The sequence below is a fragment of the Bradyrhizobium sp. Leaf396 genome, assembly GCF_001424605.1.
GTDB lineage: Bacteria > Pseudomonadota > Alphaproteobacteria > Rhizobiales > Xanthobacteraceae > Bradyrhizobium > Bradyrhizobium japonicum_C.
Window position 1 is genome coordinate 30541 of sequence record NZ_LMQJ01000026.1, and the last position, 15809, is coordinate 46349.

Annotated in this window: 18 protein-coding genes; 7 read left to right on the plus strand and 11 right to left on the minus strand. The window is 63.8% G+C overall.

What is annotated here, in order from left to right; translation table 11 throughout:
* Positions 1-4: 4 nt before the first annotated feature.
* The 8 genes from ASG57_RS22930 to ASG57_RS38035 all read right to left on the minus strand — a co-directional run bounded on the left by ASG57_RS22930 (position 5) and on the right by ASG57_RS38035 (position 5742).
* Entirely contained in the window at positions 5-1273 is a 1269-nt protein-coding gene (locus ASG57_RS22930) for a CpaE/TadZ family protein (protein ID WP_024340549.1), read from the minus strand.
* Complete coding sequence (locus ASG57_RS22935; RefSeq protein ID WP_024340548.1) at positions 1270-2004, minus strand: CpaD family pilus assembly protein; 735 nt, start codon at positions 2002-2004, stop codon at positions 1270-1272. The genes ASG57_RS22930 and ASG57_RS22935 overlap by 4 nt, the downstream gene beginning before the upstream one ends.
* Before the next feature lie 20 nt (positions 2005-2024).
* Positions 2025-3500 (minus strand): type II and III secretion system protein family protein, encoded by a 1476-nt coding sequence (locus ASG57_RS22940; RefSeq protein ID WP_024340547.1) that lies wholly within the window; start codon positions 3498-3500, stop codon positions 2025-2027.
* Positions 3501-3511: 11 nt separating this feature from the next.
* Positions 3512-4309, minus strand: a complete 798-nt coding sequence (gene cpaB / locus ASG57_RS22945) for a Flp pilus assembly protein CpaB (RefSeq protein WP_024340546.1) — start codon at positions 4307-4309, stop codon at positions 3512-3514.
* Between the two features lie 129 nt (positions 4310-4438).
* On the minus strand, positions 4439-4963 hold the full coding sequence (locus ASG57_RS22950; protein ID WP_024340545.1) for an A24 family peptidase: 525 nt from the start codon (positions 4961-4963) through the stop codon (positions 4439-4441).
* A gap of 114 nt (positions 4964-5077) precedes the next feature.
* Entirely contained in the window at positions 5078-5218 is a 141-nt protein-coding gene (locus ASG57_RS38790) for a hypothetical protein (RefSeq protein WP_210169296.1), read from the minus strand.
* Positions 5219-5293: 75 nt separating this feature from the next.
* The gene (locus ASG57_RS22955) at positions 5294-5458 is read right to left on the minus strand and encodes a Flp family type IVb pilin (RefSeq protein ID WP_024340544.1); all 165 of its coding nucleotides are present in this window, start codon (positions 5456-5458) and stop codon (positions 5294-5296) included.
* Positions 5455-5742, minus strand: a complete 288-nt coding sequence (locus ASG57_RS38035; RefSeq protein ID WP_155248545.1) for a hypothetical protein — start codon at positions 5740-5742, stop codon at positions 5455-5457. Before ASG57_RS38035 ends, ASG57_RS22955 begins: the two co-directional genes overlap by 4 nt.
* On the opposite strand from ASG57_RS38035, the gene ASG57_RS22960 reads away from it, so the two are divergent.
* From ASG57_RS22960 to ASG57_RS22975, 4 genes are all read left to right on the plus strand, one after another.
* Positions 5726-6553 carry a sterol desaturase family protein gene (locus ASG57_RS22960; protein WP_024340543.1) on the plus strand — a complete coding sequence of 276 codons (828 nt, stop codon included), beginning with the start codon at positions 5726-5728 and terminating at the stop codon, positions 6551-6553. The genes ASG57_RS38035 and ASG57_RS22960 overlap by 17 nt on opposite strands.
* A gap of 153 nt (positions 6554-6706) precedes the next feature.
* On the plus strand, positions 6707-7207 hold the full coding sequence (locus ASG57_RS22965) for a pilus assembly protein N-terminal domain-containing protein (protein WP_024340542.1): 501 nt from the start codon (positions 6707-6709) through the stop codon (positions 7205-7207).
* A gap of 233 nt (positions 7208-7440) precedes the next feature.
* Entirely contained in the window at positions 7441-8022 is a 582-nt protein-coding gene (locus tag ASG57_RS22970) for a TadE/TadG family type IV pilus assembly protein (protein WP_024340541.1), read from the plus strand.
* Between the two features lie 65 nt (positions 8023-8087).
* Entirely contained in the window at positions 8088-8660 is a 573-nt protein-coding gene (locus ASG57_RS22975) for a TadE/TadG family type IV pilus assembly protein (protein ID WP_080654907.1), read from the plus strand.
* 110 nt (positions 8661-8770) lie between these two features.
* Here the strand turns inward: ASG57_RS22975 and ASG57_RS22980 are convergent, their stop codons facing one another.
* From ASG57_RS22980 to ASG57_RS22990, 3 genes are all read right to left on the minus strand, one after another.
* A complete protein-coding gene (locus ASG57_RS22980; protein WP_014439634.1) occupies positions 8771-8983 on the minus strand; it encodes a cold-shock protein in 213 nt (70 codons plus the stop codon).
* Between the two features lie 264 nt (positions 8984-9247).
* Complete coding sequence (infA, locus tag ASG57_RS22985; RefSeq protein WP_024340539.1) at positions 9248-9535, minus strand: translation initiation factor IF-1; 288 nt, start codon at positions 9533-9535, stop codon at positions 9248-9250.
* A gap of 23 nt (positions 9536-9558) precedes the next feature.
* A complete protein-coding gene (locus ASG57_RS22990; protein ID WP_024340538.1) occupies positions 9559-11142 on the minus strand; it encodes a DEAD/DEAH box helicase in 1584 nt (527 codons plus the stop codon).
* Between the two features lie 480 nt (positions 11143-11622).
* Between ASG57_RS22990 and urtA the strand changes: the two genes are divergently transcribed.
* The 3 genes from urtA (at position 11623) to urtC (ending at position 15809) form a co-directional block, all read left to right on the plus strand.
* Entirely contained in the window at positions 11623-12951 is a 1329-nt protein-coding gene (urtA, locus tag ASG57_RS22995) for an urea ABC transporter substrate-binding protein (RefSeq protein WP_024340537.1), read from the plus strand.
* An 84-nt stretch (positions 12952-13035) separates the two neighbouring features.
* Positions 13036-14643, plus strand: coding sequence for an urea ABC transporter permease subunit UrtB (gene urtB / locus ASG57_RS23000; RefSeq protein ID WP_024340536.1), 1608 nt, complete (start codon positions 13036-13038; stop codon positions 14641-14643).
* Positions 14640-15809, plus strand: coding sequence for an urea ABC transporter permease subunit UrtC (gene urtC, locus ASG57_RS23005; protein WP_024340535.1), 1170 nt, complete (start codon positions 14640-14642; stop codon positions 15807-15809). Before urtB ends, urtC begins: the two co-directional genes overlap by 4 nt.

A 15809-nucleotide genomic window follows, 5' to 3' on the forward strand; every position in this document is an offset into this window, starting at 1 on the left:
CGGCTTATTTTCCCCGCAACTTGTCAATCAGAGGTGAAAGCAGGGACGACTTCTGCTTCTTGGTCTCGCTGCGGCCGGTGAGGCGCTGGGCGATCTGCAGGAACATCTCGATCGACTTATGATTGGCGGAGATCTCCGCGATCATCTGGCCGTTGTTGGCCGCCGAGCCGAAGATCTGCGGCTCGAACGGGATCGAGACGATCGGCTGACTTTCGATCGCCTTGGCGAACTCCGCAGCCGCGATTTCCGGCCGCTTCGGCACGCCGACCTGGTTCAGGCAGTACAGCGGCGGGCGGTCGTTGGGACGTGCGGCCTTCAACAAGTCGAACAGGTTCTTGGTGTTGCGCAGATTGGCGAGGTCAGGTGCGGCCACGATCAGAATGTCGTCCGCTCCGATCAGGGCGCGCTTGGTCCAGCCCGACCATTGATGAGGAACGTCGAGCACGATGCAGGGCATGGTGGAGCGCAGTGTGTCGAACACGGCGTCGAAAGCATCGGTGCCGAAATCGTAGACCCGGTCGAGCGTCGCAGGGGCCGCCAGCAGGCTGAGGTGATCGGTGCATTTCGACAGCAGGCGGTCGATGAAAGCGGTATCGACGCGGTCGGGAGAGAACACCGCGTCGGCAATGCCCTGCGGCGGATCCTGGTTGTAGTCCAGCCCGGCGGTGCCGAAGGCGAGGTCGAGATCGGCGACGACGGCATCCATGGCGAGGTCGCGCGCGATCGCCCAGGCCACGTTGTGAGAGATGGTGGAAGCCCCGACGCCGCCCTTGGCGCCGACCACCGCGATGATGCGACCGACCGCCTTGGCCTCAGGCGCGGAGAACAGGTTGCAGATCGAGCGCACGACGTCGATCGCGCCGACCGGCGCGAGCACGTAGTCGCTGACACCACGGCGAACCAGCTCGCGGTACAGCATGACGTCGTTGATGCGGCCAATCACGACCACCCGGGTGCCGGCGTCGCACACGGTGGCGAGCTGGTCGAGCCCGCTCAGGAGATCGCTGCGGCCGTCGCTCTCGAGAACGATCACGTTCGGCGTGGGGGCCGAGCGATAAGCTTCGATCGCGGCCGCCATGCCGCCCATCTGGATCTTCAGGTGAGCCTTGCCGAGGCGGCGATCCTCGCCGGCCGACTGTACCGCGGCCGCAGTCTCCACGGTCTCGCAGAAGGCCTGGACCGATACGCGCGGCGCAGGCGCGATATGCTCCTCGACCGGCGGCGGAGCTGCTGCAGGCTGCTCTTCGTGTGTCTGACGCGCGTAGCTGATCATCTGCCGGTGTCGCTGAGTTTGGCCCTGTCGGCCTCAGGATAGGTGGTCGCCGTCGTCGTTCCCCTGCGATACTTCTCGAAACCGGTGATGCGCCGCGGCGTGTACGATGGAGTTTCGGGCCGCGGCTGCTCGAGGTCCGACGGATTGTCGACCATGGCCGCGAGGTTGCGCTGATAGGCGCAGCCGTAATTGTAGTAGTCCTTGTTCTCGAACCAGCGCTTGTTCTTCATCGAGGGGCCGATGTCCTCCGGCCACAGGCCGCAAGGGCCGGCGACCGCGGCGATCTTGGAATAGGTGAGCCGGATCGGCGGCAGGAAGCGCTTGTCTTCCGGCTGATAGGGGCGAACGCTGACGCCGCGCGGTGGAACGCCCGCCGCCGCCAGGATCGCCTGGATCTCGCGCATCGTGTCCGCGACCGGACGCGCATTGGGCGTATGGGACGGCACGTCGATATGAATGGCGCCGGTGCCCTCGCGCAACCACGTCGAGGCCACGCCCATCACGTCGGCGCGCTGGGCGGCGGTCAAACCGCCGCGGGCATGGCCCACGAAGACCACGATCGAGCGGTTCTGCTCCTCGATCGCGATCGGATGACGTTGCTTGTAATCGTCAGGAATGGAGGCCGTAACGACCTCGTCGTGCCGGCAGCCGCCGAGCACGAGAGCCATGCCGACGAGCGCGCCACTGAGGCGGATGGCGCGCTTGCGAAGCTGGGGTCGTCTTGTGTTCATCGTGAAGTCCCCGTTCCGCCTCAGTCGGTGATGAAGCCGTAGGTGCCGCGGTAGTTCTTGGCCGGCTCGGTCCGTCCGGGCACGCCATAGAGCCGGTTGATGTTGCCGATCAGCTGGGCCTGCGGATCCGCAGGCGGGGCGAAGCCGTCATCGGGCCGCGACAGGTCCTTCGGCGCCACCGCGCGCACGACGTAAGGCGTCACGATCACGACCAGCTCGGTCGCGTTGTTGACGAAGTCGCGGCTGCGAAACAGCGTGCCGAGGATCGGGAGCTGCATCAGCCCGGGCAATCCGCTGACGGCCTGCTTGGTCTGCTGCTGGATCAGGCCGGCCATCGCCATGGCGCCCCCGGAGGGAATTTCCAGCGAGGTCTCCGCGCGGCGCGTCCTGATCGAGGGCACCGTCAGCGAGTTCACCGACGTCGAGGTCACGGCCTGGGACAGCGTGATTGCATTTTCGTTCGACAGTTCCGAGACCTCGGTCATCACCCGCATGCTGATTTTGCCCTCGCTCAGCACCACGGGCGTGAAGTTCAGCGAGATGCCGAACTTCTTGAAGCTGATCTGGGTCGTACAGACGTGGGTGACGGGATCGCACGAATAGCCTGCGGGGACCGGAAATTCACCGCCGGCAATGAAGGTCGCCGATTCGCCTGATATCGCGGTCAGGTTCGGTTCGGCCAGCGTGCGGATCACGCCCGCGGTCTCCATGGCTCGCAGGGTGGCCTGCACCGACGGCGTCGCGCCGAACTTCGTCGTCAGATTGTTGCCGTCCACCAGGTTGCGGCCATAGGCCGTGAACGGGTTCGAATTGGTGAAGCTCACCACGGAGGTGCCGTAGTTGAGGTTGGCGGAGAGGTCGATGCCGAGCTGCTTGACGATGTTGCGCTGGACCTCGGCGACCGTCACCTTGAGCATGATCTGGTCGCGGCCGCGCACCACGATGGAGTTCACCACCTTGTCGACGCCGCCGGCCAGGCGGGCGGCGAGCTCGTTCGCCTGCTGCGCTTCCATCGGGTTGGCAGCCGTGCCGCTCAGGATGATGCCGTCGCCGAGACCATCGATCTGAATGTCTGAATTGGGCAGGATCTGCTTCAGCGCGGCCCGTGCGCCGTTGAGATCGCGCTTGACCGCGATGTCATAGGCCGCAATCTGCTGACCGGCGGAATCGAAGAATACGATGTTGGTCTGGCCGACCGCGGCGCCGATGATATAGGCGCGTTGCGCCGAGCGCACCACCGCATTGGCGATCTTGGGATCGGCGACCAGTACGTCCTTGATGTCGCGCGGCAGGTCGATCACGATCGACTTGCCGACGCCGAGCGAGAGGAAGCGCGCGTTGATCTGGCCGTCCGCCGCGGCCTGCACTACGGGGCGGTAATCGGCAGCGGCCGCCGGGGTCATCATCGGGTTGAGCGCCAGCGCGAGGGCGGCTGAAAACGACAGGGCGCGGACCAGTGAGGTTCGCATCGTCGCCGAATCTGCCCTGCATTTCATATCGACTGTCTTCATCGTGCCTTAGCCGCCTGACTTGGAATGCCGTAGCGAATGATCGAGACGCCCTCTTGCTTCTGCGCGGAGTCATCGAGCGTGATCTCGCTCATCTTGACGTCGACGATGCTGCGCAGCGCCAGCGACAGCGTGCCGCTCTGCCGCGCCGCGGAGAGCGTTGCGGTCTGCGACGGAGTGAGCTCGAGGGTGACGGTCTTGCCGATCACCGCGTTCTGGCCATCCTTTTCCTTGGGCGCCTGGTCGATTGCCAGGACGCGGATGTTGGCCAGGATGATCTCGGAGGTCACGACGTCGGGCGCGCCGCTGCTCTGGTCCGGGTTCTTCAACCGTCGCGTGAGAATGACGTCGACGCGATCGTTGGGCAGGATGAAGCCGCCTGCGCCCGTCTCCGGCGAGATCTCGGTCGAGATCGCCCGCATGCCGGAGGGCAGGATGGCGGCCATGAAGCCGGAGTTCTCGGCCTTGACCAGCTTCTGGTCGCGGATCGGTTCACCCTGGATGAACGGCGCGCGCGCGATCGAGCCGGCCACTTGGGTGACCCCCTCGGGACGCTCGTTGCGGCGGATGAACGTGGCGCTGGCAGTCGCGGCGGGCCAGGTCTGCCATTGCACGTCTTCCGGCTTCACGGTCTGACCGAGGCCGATGTCGTTCTTGGCCACGAGGACGTCCACTGTCGGCAGCTGTGCGGCCGGAAGCGGAGGCGGCGCAGAATTGTCGGTGCCGCTCGCCAGGTACGCGGCGACACCGCCGGCGCTGATGGCGACGGTCAGGACGACTATGCGTGCCCTATTCATACGCTTCGACTTTCCAACAATACGCTGCGGCGTAGCCGCCGCCGTAACCGGCAGTTGACCAGCTATTCGTCAAAGCATGGTTAATGAGGCGTATCTAAATCGCCTTAACGCCGGGTTTACCCGCTGCGTTCAGCGCAGTGCGAGGTGAGCGAGGTCGATCGCCTTCACCCATTCGGTCTCGGGATAGACCATCAACGCGCTCAGCGCGAGCGCGATGCCGTAGGGAATGCCGCTTTCCTTGGCGTGCAGCCGCGCGAGCCAGGCCTGACCCGCCAGCCCGTAGGGCAGCGGCCATTGCCTGAACTGGAGCAGGAGCAGCGTCAGCGCTCCGCCGAACAGCGACGCGTAGAGCAGGAAGTTCGTCAGATGTGCAAAGCCGAACCAGAGCGCGACGGAGGCCGCGACCTTGGCATCGCCGCCGCCGACCCAGCCCATCGCGAAGCAGGTGAAGGCTACGACCAGGAGAACCGCGCCCGCGCCGACATGACTGAGCATTTCGTAAGGTGCCATGCCACCGGCGAAGGCGAGCACGAAGAAGCCTGCCACCAGCAATAGCGACACCCGGTTCGAGATCGTCATCGTGAAGAGATCGCTCGCGGCGGCGAACGCCATAAGGGCCGGGAAGAGCAGAAGGCGCGCAAGGTCGAGGATCATGGGCTGCGTCTTGAGGCCTGGGTTTGCCGTCGGAGCTGGCGTCGCCGGATGTTAGCACGCAGTGCTAAACAAACCGACAACGGAGGCTGTGGCGCGCAGGGCGACTACACGCCTCTACCAGAAGATGGCAATGCGCGCGGCGAGCGCGACCGTCGCAAGCAGCAGCGCGAGGCAGATCCAATAAGCCGGCGAGCCGGCCTGCGCCGCCCTCGGCTCGTTCGCCGCGACCGCGGCATCGGTTCTGAACTTGTGCAACGCCACTGGAACTCGCCGTCACAGAAAAACAAAGGCCCCGGAGGTCCGGGGCATTTGCCGTCGCTTGCCGGTTGCTTACTTCAGCGACGTGCTGATCGAGGTGAACTTGCTGTTCAGCGTGGTGCCGAGACTGTTGACGACGGTGATGATGGCCAGCGCGATGCCGGCGGCGATCAGGCCGTATTCGATGGCGGTGGCGCCGGATTCATCCTTCGCGAAACGCGCAATCAAGTTCTTCATGAACAAAACTCCGTCTGGGTGAGATCGCCTCGTTCGGCGCTGTCTTTGACGCGACGACCATGAAAGCCGAGCTCTTTCGGTACAGTTAATTCGATCGGGTAAACCCCGGTCCGGCGCGATGCTTTTGCCCAGAGTAAATTTCGCCTTAAGGCGGCAGCTGCAAGACGTTCGGCTTCCGAATGCACCGGCAGCGCGATATTCGCTTCACCGTCCCTTAAATTTCGGGGAGTAGGCGTAGCAGGACTGGAATTCCCAAGAGAGGCGACGATGTCGAGCCTGCCCATGCAAGTCGCCCTGATGCTCGGCGAGACCATCGTGAAGGTAATCCCCGTCACCATGGTGCTCGCGGCGGTCTTCACCGTGCTGGAGCATTTCTGGGCGTGCAATCCCGGCGCGCCATGGTGGCGCAAACGGGAGATCATCACCGACATCTGCTACTGGTTCTTCGTTCCGGTGTTCGCCCGCACCATGCGGATCGGGCTTCTGATCGTCGGCGCCGGCGTCATCTTCAACATCCATGACCCCGACGAACTCATCGCCTTCTACGACAATGGCCATGGCCCGCTGGCACAGTTGCCTCTATGGGTGCAGGGCCTGCTGTTCCTGGTCCTGTCCGACTTCATGCTGTACTGGCTGCATCGGGTCTTTCACGACGGCGGCTTTTGGAAGTATCACGCCATTCATCATTCCTCGGAGGAAATCGGGTGGATCTCCGCGGCCCGCTTCCATCCGGTCAATCTCTTGCTCGGGACGATCAGTGTCGACGTCGTGCTGCTGATGGCCGGTATCTCCCCGAACGTCATGATCTGGGTCGGCCCGTTCACCACGTTCCATTCGGCTTTCGTGCACGCCAACCTGAACTGGACCTTCGGACCGCTCAAGTATGTGCTGGCGACGCCGGTGTTCCACCGCTGGCACCATACTTCGCTTGAAGAGGGCGGCGACACCAACTTCGCCGGGACTTTCCCGATCTGGGACGTGCTGTTCGGCACGTTCCGCATGCCGGAGGGGAAGCTGCCGCAGGATTACGGCAAGGACGAAGCGACCATGCCGAAGGAGATCGGCGGCCAGCTCGCCTATCCGTTCCGCCATTAGGGGGACAGCGAGGCCGGTAAATGCCGGTCCGTTCAAACAATAGGCGGCGAGTTTGCGGAACGTTCATGAATTAAGGGCAGGTTGAGCGGGTCGGGCACCGGCTCCGCTGCGTCGAGTCGTTTCTGCCGGTTTGTGCGTCCCGGGGGTAAGAGTATGCGTAAGGAAATGCTGCGCCGTCATGCGCGCGTCTGTCTTCTGGTTGCCGCTGCGGCGCTGGCTTGGCCGGCCGCCGGCCTTGCCGAGCCCACCGTCGACACCATCGCCGTCAATGTCGATCAGGCCAAGCTGGTACGGCTGCCCGGCAAGGTGGCGACCATCGTGGTCGGCAATCCCCTGATCGCCGACGTCACGCTCCAGCCGGGCGGCATGATCGTCGTGACCGGAAAGGGTTATGGGGCCACCAATTTCATCGCACTTGATCGGGGCGGTGAGATTCTGGTCGACCGCCAGATCCAGGTCGAAGGTCCGAGCGACCGGCTCGTCACCGTCTATCGCGGGGTCGAGCGCGAATCCTACAGCTGCGCACCGCTTTGCCAGCGTCGCGTGACCCTCGGCGACAGCGACACCTACTTCAACAACACCATGAGCCAGGCCGGTTCGCTGAGCAGCAGTGCCAGCGCTGGCGGTGCCGGCGCGGCCGCCAAACCCAACTAGCCGAACGGCGGGGGCCCGCCCGGGGGATCCCGTCAGGCTCGGGGACGCGGTGGCGTCCGCCGCGCGATCCGAGGCGTCTCTCCGCGCCGCGCTTGGTGTGCTTCGGGTCGCACTTGGTTAACGCAGCCTTAACGTTGCGGTCCGCCGCACGCGGGCTGTCCGAAACACTTAGACAATCAGTTTCCGCTATTGAACAGGGCAGATGATCGACCGTTGCTGGGGAATTTGACCCGATGCCATCGCATGCACCTACCAGGTTCACGCTCCGGAAAGCGCTGGCCCGGTTTCGCGGCAACCGCCGCGGCTCCGCGGCCGTAGAGTTTGCGTTGGTGGCGCCGATGTTCTTCGGGCTGTTGTTCGCCATTATCGAGACGGCGCTCGTGTTCTTCTCGGGCCAGGTGCTCGAGACGATCGCGCAGGACTCCGCGCGGGCGATTCTGACCGGCCAGGCGCAGGCACAGGGCGGCTCGGTGGCGGCGTGTCAGACCGCGCCCAACGCGGTTACGGCATGCGATCAGACCACGTTCAAGGCCTTTGTCTGCAGCAAGATCCCGGCGTTGTTCGATTGCAGCAAGCTCTACGTCGACGTGGTGAGCACAAGTTCCTTCGGGACGCTCAACCTGACCAGCTACGGCAATTCCTGCAATTTCAACCCGACCGGCATGCAGTACAATGCCGGAGGCTCCGGCCAGGTGGTCGTGGTGCGCCTGTTCTATCAGTGGCCGCTCGTCGTCACCGGCCTCGGCTACAACATCGGGTGCAGCAACAAGCGGCTGCTGGTGGCGACCGCTGCGTTCAAGAACGAACCCTTCTGAGGCAGATGGATCTGAGCGGACCGATGCAGACGATTGCGAATATCTGGAGGAATGCACGTTGCTCCATGGGCGAGTTCGTTGCCGACAAGCGCGCACTCGCGGCGACCGAATTCGCAGTCATCGTACCGCTGATGCTGGTCATGTTCTTCGGCACCGTCGAATTTTCGTCCGCCGTAGCGATCGACCGCAAGGTCACGTTGATTGCACGGACTCTGTCGGACCTGACGTCTCAGTCGACGAAGCTCTACGACGCCGACATGCAGAACACTTTCACCGCGAGCATCTCGGTCGTCATGCCTTACGACGCTTCGCTCGTGAAGGGCACGATCTCGCAGATCTACATCGATGCCAATAGTATCGCGACGGTCCAGTGGAGCAGGGCCGGCACCATCGCGAGCGGCGCGACGCAAGCTACGCTGGCGACCTCGGCTCGGAATGCCGGCGACAAGGTCACCTCGATGATCCCCCCGACGCTATTGATTCCGTCGAGCTATCTCATCCTCAGCGAGGCGAGCTACACCTACACCCCGACCGTCGGATACGTGTTGAAGTCGAGTATCACCCTCAGCGATCTTTCCTACACGCGGCCGCGCCAGGTCAGCTGCGTGCCCTACAACGACATACCGTCGACGTGTTGAGATTTGCGAGTTCCCCCGAAATGGAAAAGGCCGTGCGTTCCGCACGGCCTTTCTGTTTGGTTGCTTAGCCTCGCTCGTTCGAGCGATCGGGCCCACGGGGCCCGCAGGGCTCAGCCGGCGGCGCGCAGGTTGTCCGCCGCCGATTTGCCGGAGCGGCGGTCAGCCACGATCTCATAGGAGATCTTCTGGCCTTCGCGCAGCGAGCCAAGGCCGGCGCGCTCCACGGCGCTGATGTGAACGAACACGTCCTGGCCGCCGTCGTCGGGCTGGATGAATCCGAAGCCCTTGGTTGCGTTAAACCACTTCACGGTTCCCATGCTCATGGGGGTAGTCCCTTCTCAGATAGTACAATGTCGGAGCCCGCTCGCGCGGGCAGGTTAGATCGAATTTCTGGAAGGGTCGTCAGCGTGTCTGAACCGGCTGTACCGGTGGATGCCAATGTCGTCCGGCCGAAAATCGATTAATTCATTTTATCGGAAACGAGGGGCCGAAACAATCCGGACGTGCACGATTTTTTGACCGCCGCCATGTCGACGGCGGATCAAGTTGCAGTCCGGAATTCTGTCGCCCTTCTGCGCCGCAGCGGATTAGCGACGGCGGAACTGGCCGCCGCGCTGCCCGGGACGGGGTGGCCCGCCCGCCGTGCTGGGACGCTCGTCCTTGTGACGGAAAATCAGCCGACCCTTCTCGAGGTCATAGGGCGACATCTCCACCGTCACGCGGTCTCCTGCCAGCGTCTTGATGCGGTTCTTCTTCATCTTGCCGGCGGTATAGGCAACGATCTCGTGTCCGGCGTCGAGCTGCACGCGGTAGCGGGCATCGGGGAGGATTTCGGTGACCAGTCCTTCGAACTGGATCAGCTCTTCCTTAGCCATGAATTTCTCCAGGTCGTGGACGGCTAGTGCGAATAGGGTTTGCGGTTCGGTTGGCTGCTTGGCCGACTCTCGCGGCGCAAAAAGGCAACGCCTTGTATCCCATCAGGCGTCCCGGCGCTATGCGCGGAACGTTGTTCCGGACGGTCGACAGGCGATGAATGCATCTTACCACCGGAGCGGCGGCGGCGAGACCCCTTCGAAGCATTCGGGCCGGTGCCGGGCCGTCCGTCAACGTGCCTTGCCTCGCCGTGCCGTCCCTCGCCGGGCCTTCCGTCGCCCTGCTTGCCGGCACCATGGTGGCGGCCATCGGCATGCCTTTCGTCGGAACGCCGCCCGTCACCGTGGCGTGCGCCCTGCGGACGCTGGCCCGGGCGGCCGCCCGGCCGTCCTTGCCGTTGCTGTGACGGGGCGGGGCCGGCATCGCGGCGGCCGGCGTCGGTGCGGTGGTCCTCCCGCGGCAGCGCCACGCGGATCAGCCGCTCGATGTCGCGGAGATAGCTGAGCTCCTCGCCGCCTGCGACCAGCGAGATCGCGGTGCCTTCGGCCCCGGCGCGCGCGGTGCGCCCGATGCGGTGGACGTAGGTTTCCGGCACGTTGGGCAGGTCGAAATTGATGACATGGCTGATGCCGTCGACGTCGATGCCGCGGGCGGCAATGTCGGTGGCGACCAGGGTGCGGATCTCGCCCGTGCGGAACTGGGCGAGCGTGCGCTCGCGATGGTTCTGCGACTTGTTTCCGTGAATGGCGTTGGCGGGGATCCCCGCTTTCTCGAGCGTCTTTACGACCTTGTCGGCGCCGTGCTTGGTGCGGGTGAAGACCAGCGCCCGGTTGACGGGCTCGTCCTTCAGCAGCTTGGCGAGGAAGGACGGCTTGGCCGTGAAATCGACCTGGAGGATGCGCTGGTTGATCCGCTCGGCGGTCGAGGACACCGGGGTCACTGCGACACGGGCGGGATCACGAAGCATGGCATCGGCGAGCTCGGCGATGTCTTTCGGCATGGTGGCCGAGAAGAACAGCGTCTGGCGCTTGATCGGCAGCTTAGCGACGATTTTGCGGATGTCGTTGATGAAGCCCATGTCGAGCATGCGGTCGGCTTCGTCGAGCACGAGGAACTCGACGCTTCCAAGCTTTAGCCCATTGCTCTGCACGAGGTCGAGCAGGCGCCCCGGCGTGGCAACCAGGACGTCGACGCCCTGCATCAGCGCGCGGACTTGGCGGCCCATCGGTACGCCGCCGATGGCAAGCGTCGAGGACAGCCGGATGTGGCGGCCATAGGCGTTGAAGCTGTCGAGGATCTGGCCGGACAGCTCGCGAGTCGGCGACAGCACCAGTACGCGGGCGGTCTTGGGCTGCGGCTTGATGCGGTTCTCGAGCAGGCGATGCAGAATCGGCAGTGCGAAAGACGCGGTCTTGCCGGTGCCGGTCTGGGCGATGCCAACGACGTCGCGGCCGGTCAGCGCCAGCGGGATGGTCTGGGCCTGAATCGGGGTGGGGGTGACGTAATTCTCTTCACGAAGAGCGCGCGCGATGGGTTCGGCGAGGCCGAAGTCCTGAAACGAAGTCAAAAGAGGGGTTCTTTCCATGTCAAAAGCGGGCGCCCGGCGCATTCGGCGCGGCGCGCGCAAAGGGGTGTCGAGAAGACACCTGCGTGTTTGGGGTGTCGGATGGCTCGGGAGGATGGGGCAAGCCAGAGGCCCGTAGAGGGCTTAAGAACACGCGGCTCGCTACGACCCCTTGATTCGCAAGAGGTCTCGTCCGCTCATATGGAACATCGAGAGGGCGCTTTCAAGGCAAGTTGGCCGGAAATGACCATTGCGGCGCAAAATTTGTGCTGCCGGAAATTTAGCCAGCACTGCATGTCTGCTTACAAAATAGACCGAATGCCCCTTTCGCATACATTTTGATTGCCTAACCTTTGGGCGACCTAAGCGCGGCCAAAGTGCGATTTCTGGCGATTATTGATGTGAAATCAATTGCTTAAAGGGTGCCGAGTCCATGGCACGGTTCTTGCGATTCCGTTAATCGCAGGCGGCCGTGGGGCCGTTTCGCAGCGTTTTTCACGTCTGCGTCAGGGAGATGAGACACTCATGTTTAACAAATCCACTCACGATATAGCGGCCTCATTTAGCCGCCGCGGCGTGCTCGCCGCGACCGCCGGACTGGTGCTTGGTCTGGCTTCATTGACTGGCGCGAAAGCCGCGGACGACACCATCAAGGTGGGCGTGCTCCACTCCCTGTCCGGCACAATGGCAATCAGCGAAACCACGCTGAAGGACACCATCCTCTTCCTGATCGACGAGCAGAACAAGAAGGGCGGCGTGCTCGGCAAGAAGCTGGAAGCCGTCGTCGTCGACCCCGCTTCGAACTGGCCGCTGTTCGCCGAGAAGGCGCGCGAGCTGATCACCAAGGACAAGGTTTCGGTCGTGTTCGGCTGCTGGACCTCGGTGTCACGCAAGTCGGTGCTCCCGGTCTTCAAGGAGCTGAACAGCATCCTGTTCTATCCCGTGCAGTACGAGGGCGAGGAGAGCGAGCGCAACGTATTCTACACGGGGGCGGCCCCCAACCAGCAGGCGATCCCCGCCGTCGACTATCTGATGAAGGAAGAGAAGGTGAAGCGCTGGGTGCTCGCGGGCACCGACTACGTCTATCCGCGCACCACCAACAAGATCCTGGAAGCCTATCTGAAGTCCAAGGGTGTCGCCCAGGAAGACATCATGATCAACTACACGCCGTTCGGTCACTCCGACTGGCAGACGATCGTGGCCGACATCAAGAAGTTCGGGTCGGCCGGCAAGAAGACCGCGGTGGTCTCGACCATCAACGGCGACGCCAACGTTCCCTTCTACAAGGAGCTCGGCAACCAGGGCATCAAGGCAAAGGACATCCCGGTCGTCGCGTTCTCGGTGGGTGAGGAAGAACTCGCCGGCATCGACACCAAGCCCCTGGTCGGCCACCTCGCTGCCTGGAACTACTTCCAGTCGATCAAGACCAAGGACGGATCGAACGAGAAGTTCATCAAGGACTGGCAGGCCTACACCAAGAACCCGAAGCGCGTGACCAACGATCCCATGGAAGCCCACGTGATCGGCTTCAACATGTGGGTGAAGGCGGTCGAGAAGGTGAAGTCGACCGATCCGGACAAGGTGATCGACGCGCTTCCCGGCACCGAGGCGCCGAACCTCACCGGCGGCGTGTCGAAGATGCTGCCGAACCACCACATTACCAAGCCCGTGTTCATCGGCGAGATCAAAGGCAACGGCCAGTTCGACGTGGTCTGGAAGACCCCGGGCCTCGTTCCGGGCGATGCCTGGTCGAAGGAGCTCGACGGCTCCAAGGATCTGATCGGCGACTGGGTCGGCAAGAAGTGCGGCAACTTCAACACCAAGACCAACAAGTGCCTCGGTTCGGGTTCCTGATCCCGATCTGACGCTCCATTGCGCGACCGGAGAGGGCGGCGATCCCGCCGCCTTCTCCACTCATTTCTGCCGGGGTCATTCACAGTGCCAGCCCATTTGTCCGCGCGTCTCTATTCGCTCGCGCTCACGCTATTCCTGATCGCGTTCGCGCTGCCGGCCCTCGCCGGCCCGTTCGAGGATGCGGTCGCCAAGTTCGCCAATGACGATTTTTCCGACACGGAAGAGGCGATCGGTGTGATCGCGGGCAGTGGCAACAAGCTCGCGTTCCCCATCATCAGCGCGCTCCAGGACGGCCGCCTCATGGCCGATCCCGACAGCAAGAAGGTCTACGTCACCGGCGCCGACGGCAAGTCGATCGACGCCGCGAGCGGCGAGGCCGTTGCCAGCGTTCCCGACAGTGCGAGCGCGGTTCGCCTCAACAACCGGCTGCGCCGCAGCGTCGACGCCGCGATCGGCAGCCTGACGCTTCAGTCACCGGACCTGGGGACGCGCCTGCAGGCCGCGCAGTCCGTCTTCAAGTCGCATGAAGAGACCGCGCTCGAGGCGGTCGATGCCGCGCTTGCCAAGGAAACCAACAGATCCGTCAAGGCCGCCCTCGGCGAGGCGCGCGCCGCGATCCTGCTGTTCAAGCCCGACGCGTCCGAGGTCGAGAAGCTCGAGGCGGTCGCGACCCTTAAGGCGCGCGGCGACCAGGACGCGCTGGCGCTTCTCACCGGCATGGGCGACCAGCCAGCCTTGGTGACCAAGGCCGCCGCAAGCGCGATCGCCTCGATCCAGAACTCGCTCGCAGTCTGGTCCATGGTGCAGAACGCCTGGTACGGCCTTTCGCTCGGTTCGGTGCTGCTGCTCGCCGCGATCGGCCTCGCCATCACCTTCGGCGTGATGGGCGTCATCAACATGGCGCATGGCGAAATGGTGATGATCGGGGCCTATACCACCTTCGTAGTGCAGGAGGTGATCCGCAGTAGCTATCCCGGCCTGTTCGACTATTCGCTTCTGATCGCCGTGCCGCTCGCGTTCCTCGTCGCCGGCGCCATCGGCGTCCTGATCGAGCGCAGCATCATCCGCTTCCTCTATGGCCGTCCGCTGGAGACACTGCTCGCGACCTGGGGCCTGTCGCTGGTGCTGCAGCAGGCCGTGCGCACGATGTTCGGCCCGACCAACCGCGAGGTGGGGAATCCCTCCTGGATGAGCGGCGCTTTCGAGCTCGGACAGATTACCATCACCTATAACCGGCTCTGGATCCTTCTCTTCACGCTCGCGGTGTTCGCGATCCTGCTCGCGATGCTGCGCTACACGGCTCTCGGCCTCGAAATGCGCGCGGTGACGCAGAACCGGCGCATGGCCGCCTCGATGGGCATCGCCACATCGCGCGTCGACGCCTTGACCTTCGGGCTCGGCTCGGGCATTGCCGGTATCGCCGGGGTGGCGCTGTCGCAGATCGACAATGTCAGCCCCAATCTCGGCCAGAGCTACATCATCGACAGCTTCATGGTCGTGGTGTTCGGCGGGGTCGGCAATCTCTGGGGGACTCTGGTCGGCGCCTTCACGCTCGGCATCGCCAACAAGTTCCTGGAGCCGGTCGCCGGTGCGGTGCTCGGCAAGATCGCGATCCTGGTTCTCATCATCCTGTTCATTCAAAAGCGCCCGCGCGGACTCTTCGCGCTCAAGGGCCGTGCGGTGGAAGCATGACCCCTCACATGCTGACGCGATCGCTGGACCGCGGCGCGACGATCTTCCTTGCGATCGTCGCAGCCTGCGGCATCCTCATCCCGCTCTCCAACCTGCTGCTGCCCGCGGGCTCGTTCCTGCAGGTGCCGACCTATCTCGTCGCGCTCTGGGGCAAGTATGTCTGCTACGCGATCCTGGCGCTCTCGATCGACCTGATCTGGGGCTATTGCGGAATCCTCTCGCTCGGCCACGGCGCTTTCTTCGCGCTGGGCGGTTACGCCATGGGCATGTACCTGATGCGGCAGATCGGCACCCGCGGGGTCTATGGCAATCCGATCCTGCCCGACTTCATGGTGTTCCTGAATTGGCAGGAGCTGCCCTGGTACTGGTACGGCTTCGACATGTTCTGGTTCGCCGCGCTGATGGTGCTGGTCGTGCCGGGCCTGCTTGCCTTCTGCTTCGGCTGGCTCGCGTTCCGTTCCCGGGTTACCGGCGTGTATCTGTCGATCATCACGCAGGCGATGACCTATGCGCTGCTGCTCGCTTTCTTCCGCAACGACTTCGGCTTCGGCGGCAACAACGGCCTGACCGACTTCAAGGATATCCTCGGCTTCAACGTGCAGGCGGAGGGCACCCGTGCCGCGCTGTTCGCGCTGAGCTGCCTGGCGCTGATCATAGGCTTCCTGATCTGCCGCGCCATCGTCTCATCCAAGCTGGGCAAGGTGCTGATCGCGGTGCGTGATGCGGAATCGCGCACGCGCTTCCTTGGCTACCGCGTCGAATCCTACAAGCTGTTCGTGTTCACGGTGTCGGCCTGCATGGCGGGCGTTGCCGGCGCGCTCTACGTGCCGCAGGTCGGCATCATCAATCCATCCGAGTTCGCGCCGGGCAATTCGATCGAGGCGGTGATCTGGGTGGCCGTCGGCGGTCGCGGCACGCTGGTCGGTGCGGCGCTCGGTGCCGTGGTCGTCAACTATGCCAAGACGTTCTTCACCTCTGGCGTACTGGCGCCGTACTGGCTGTTCATGCTGGGCGCGCTGTTCATCCTGGTGACGCTGCTGCTGCCCAGGGGCATCGTCGGCACCTTCAATGCGTGGCGGGACTCGGCGCGGGAAAAGCGCACCGCAGCAGCTGCCGCGAGCGCCGCGGCTGAAGACGGCATGGTCCAACCGAAGATGGCGGAGTAA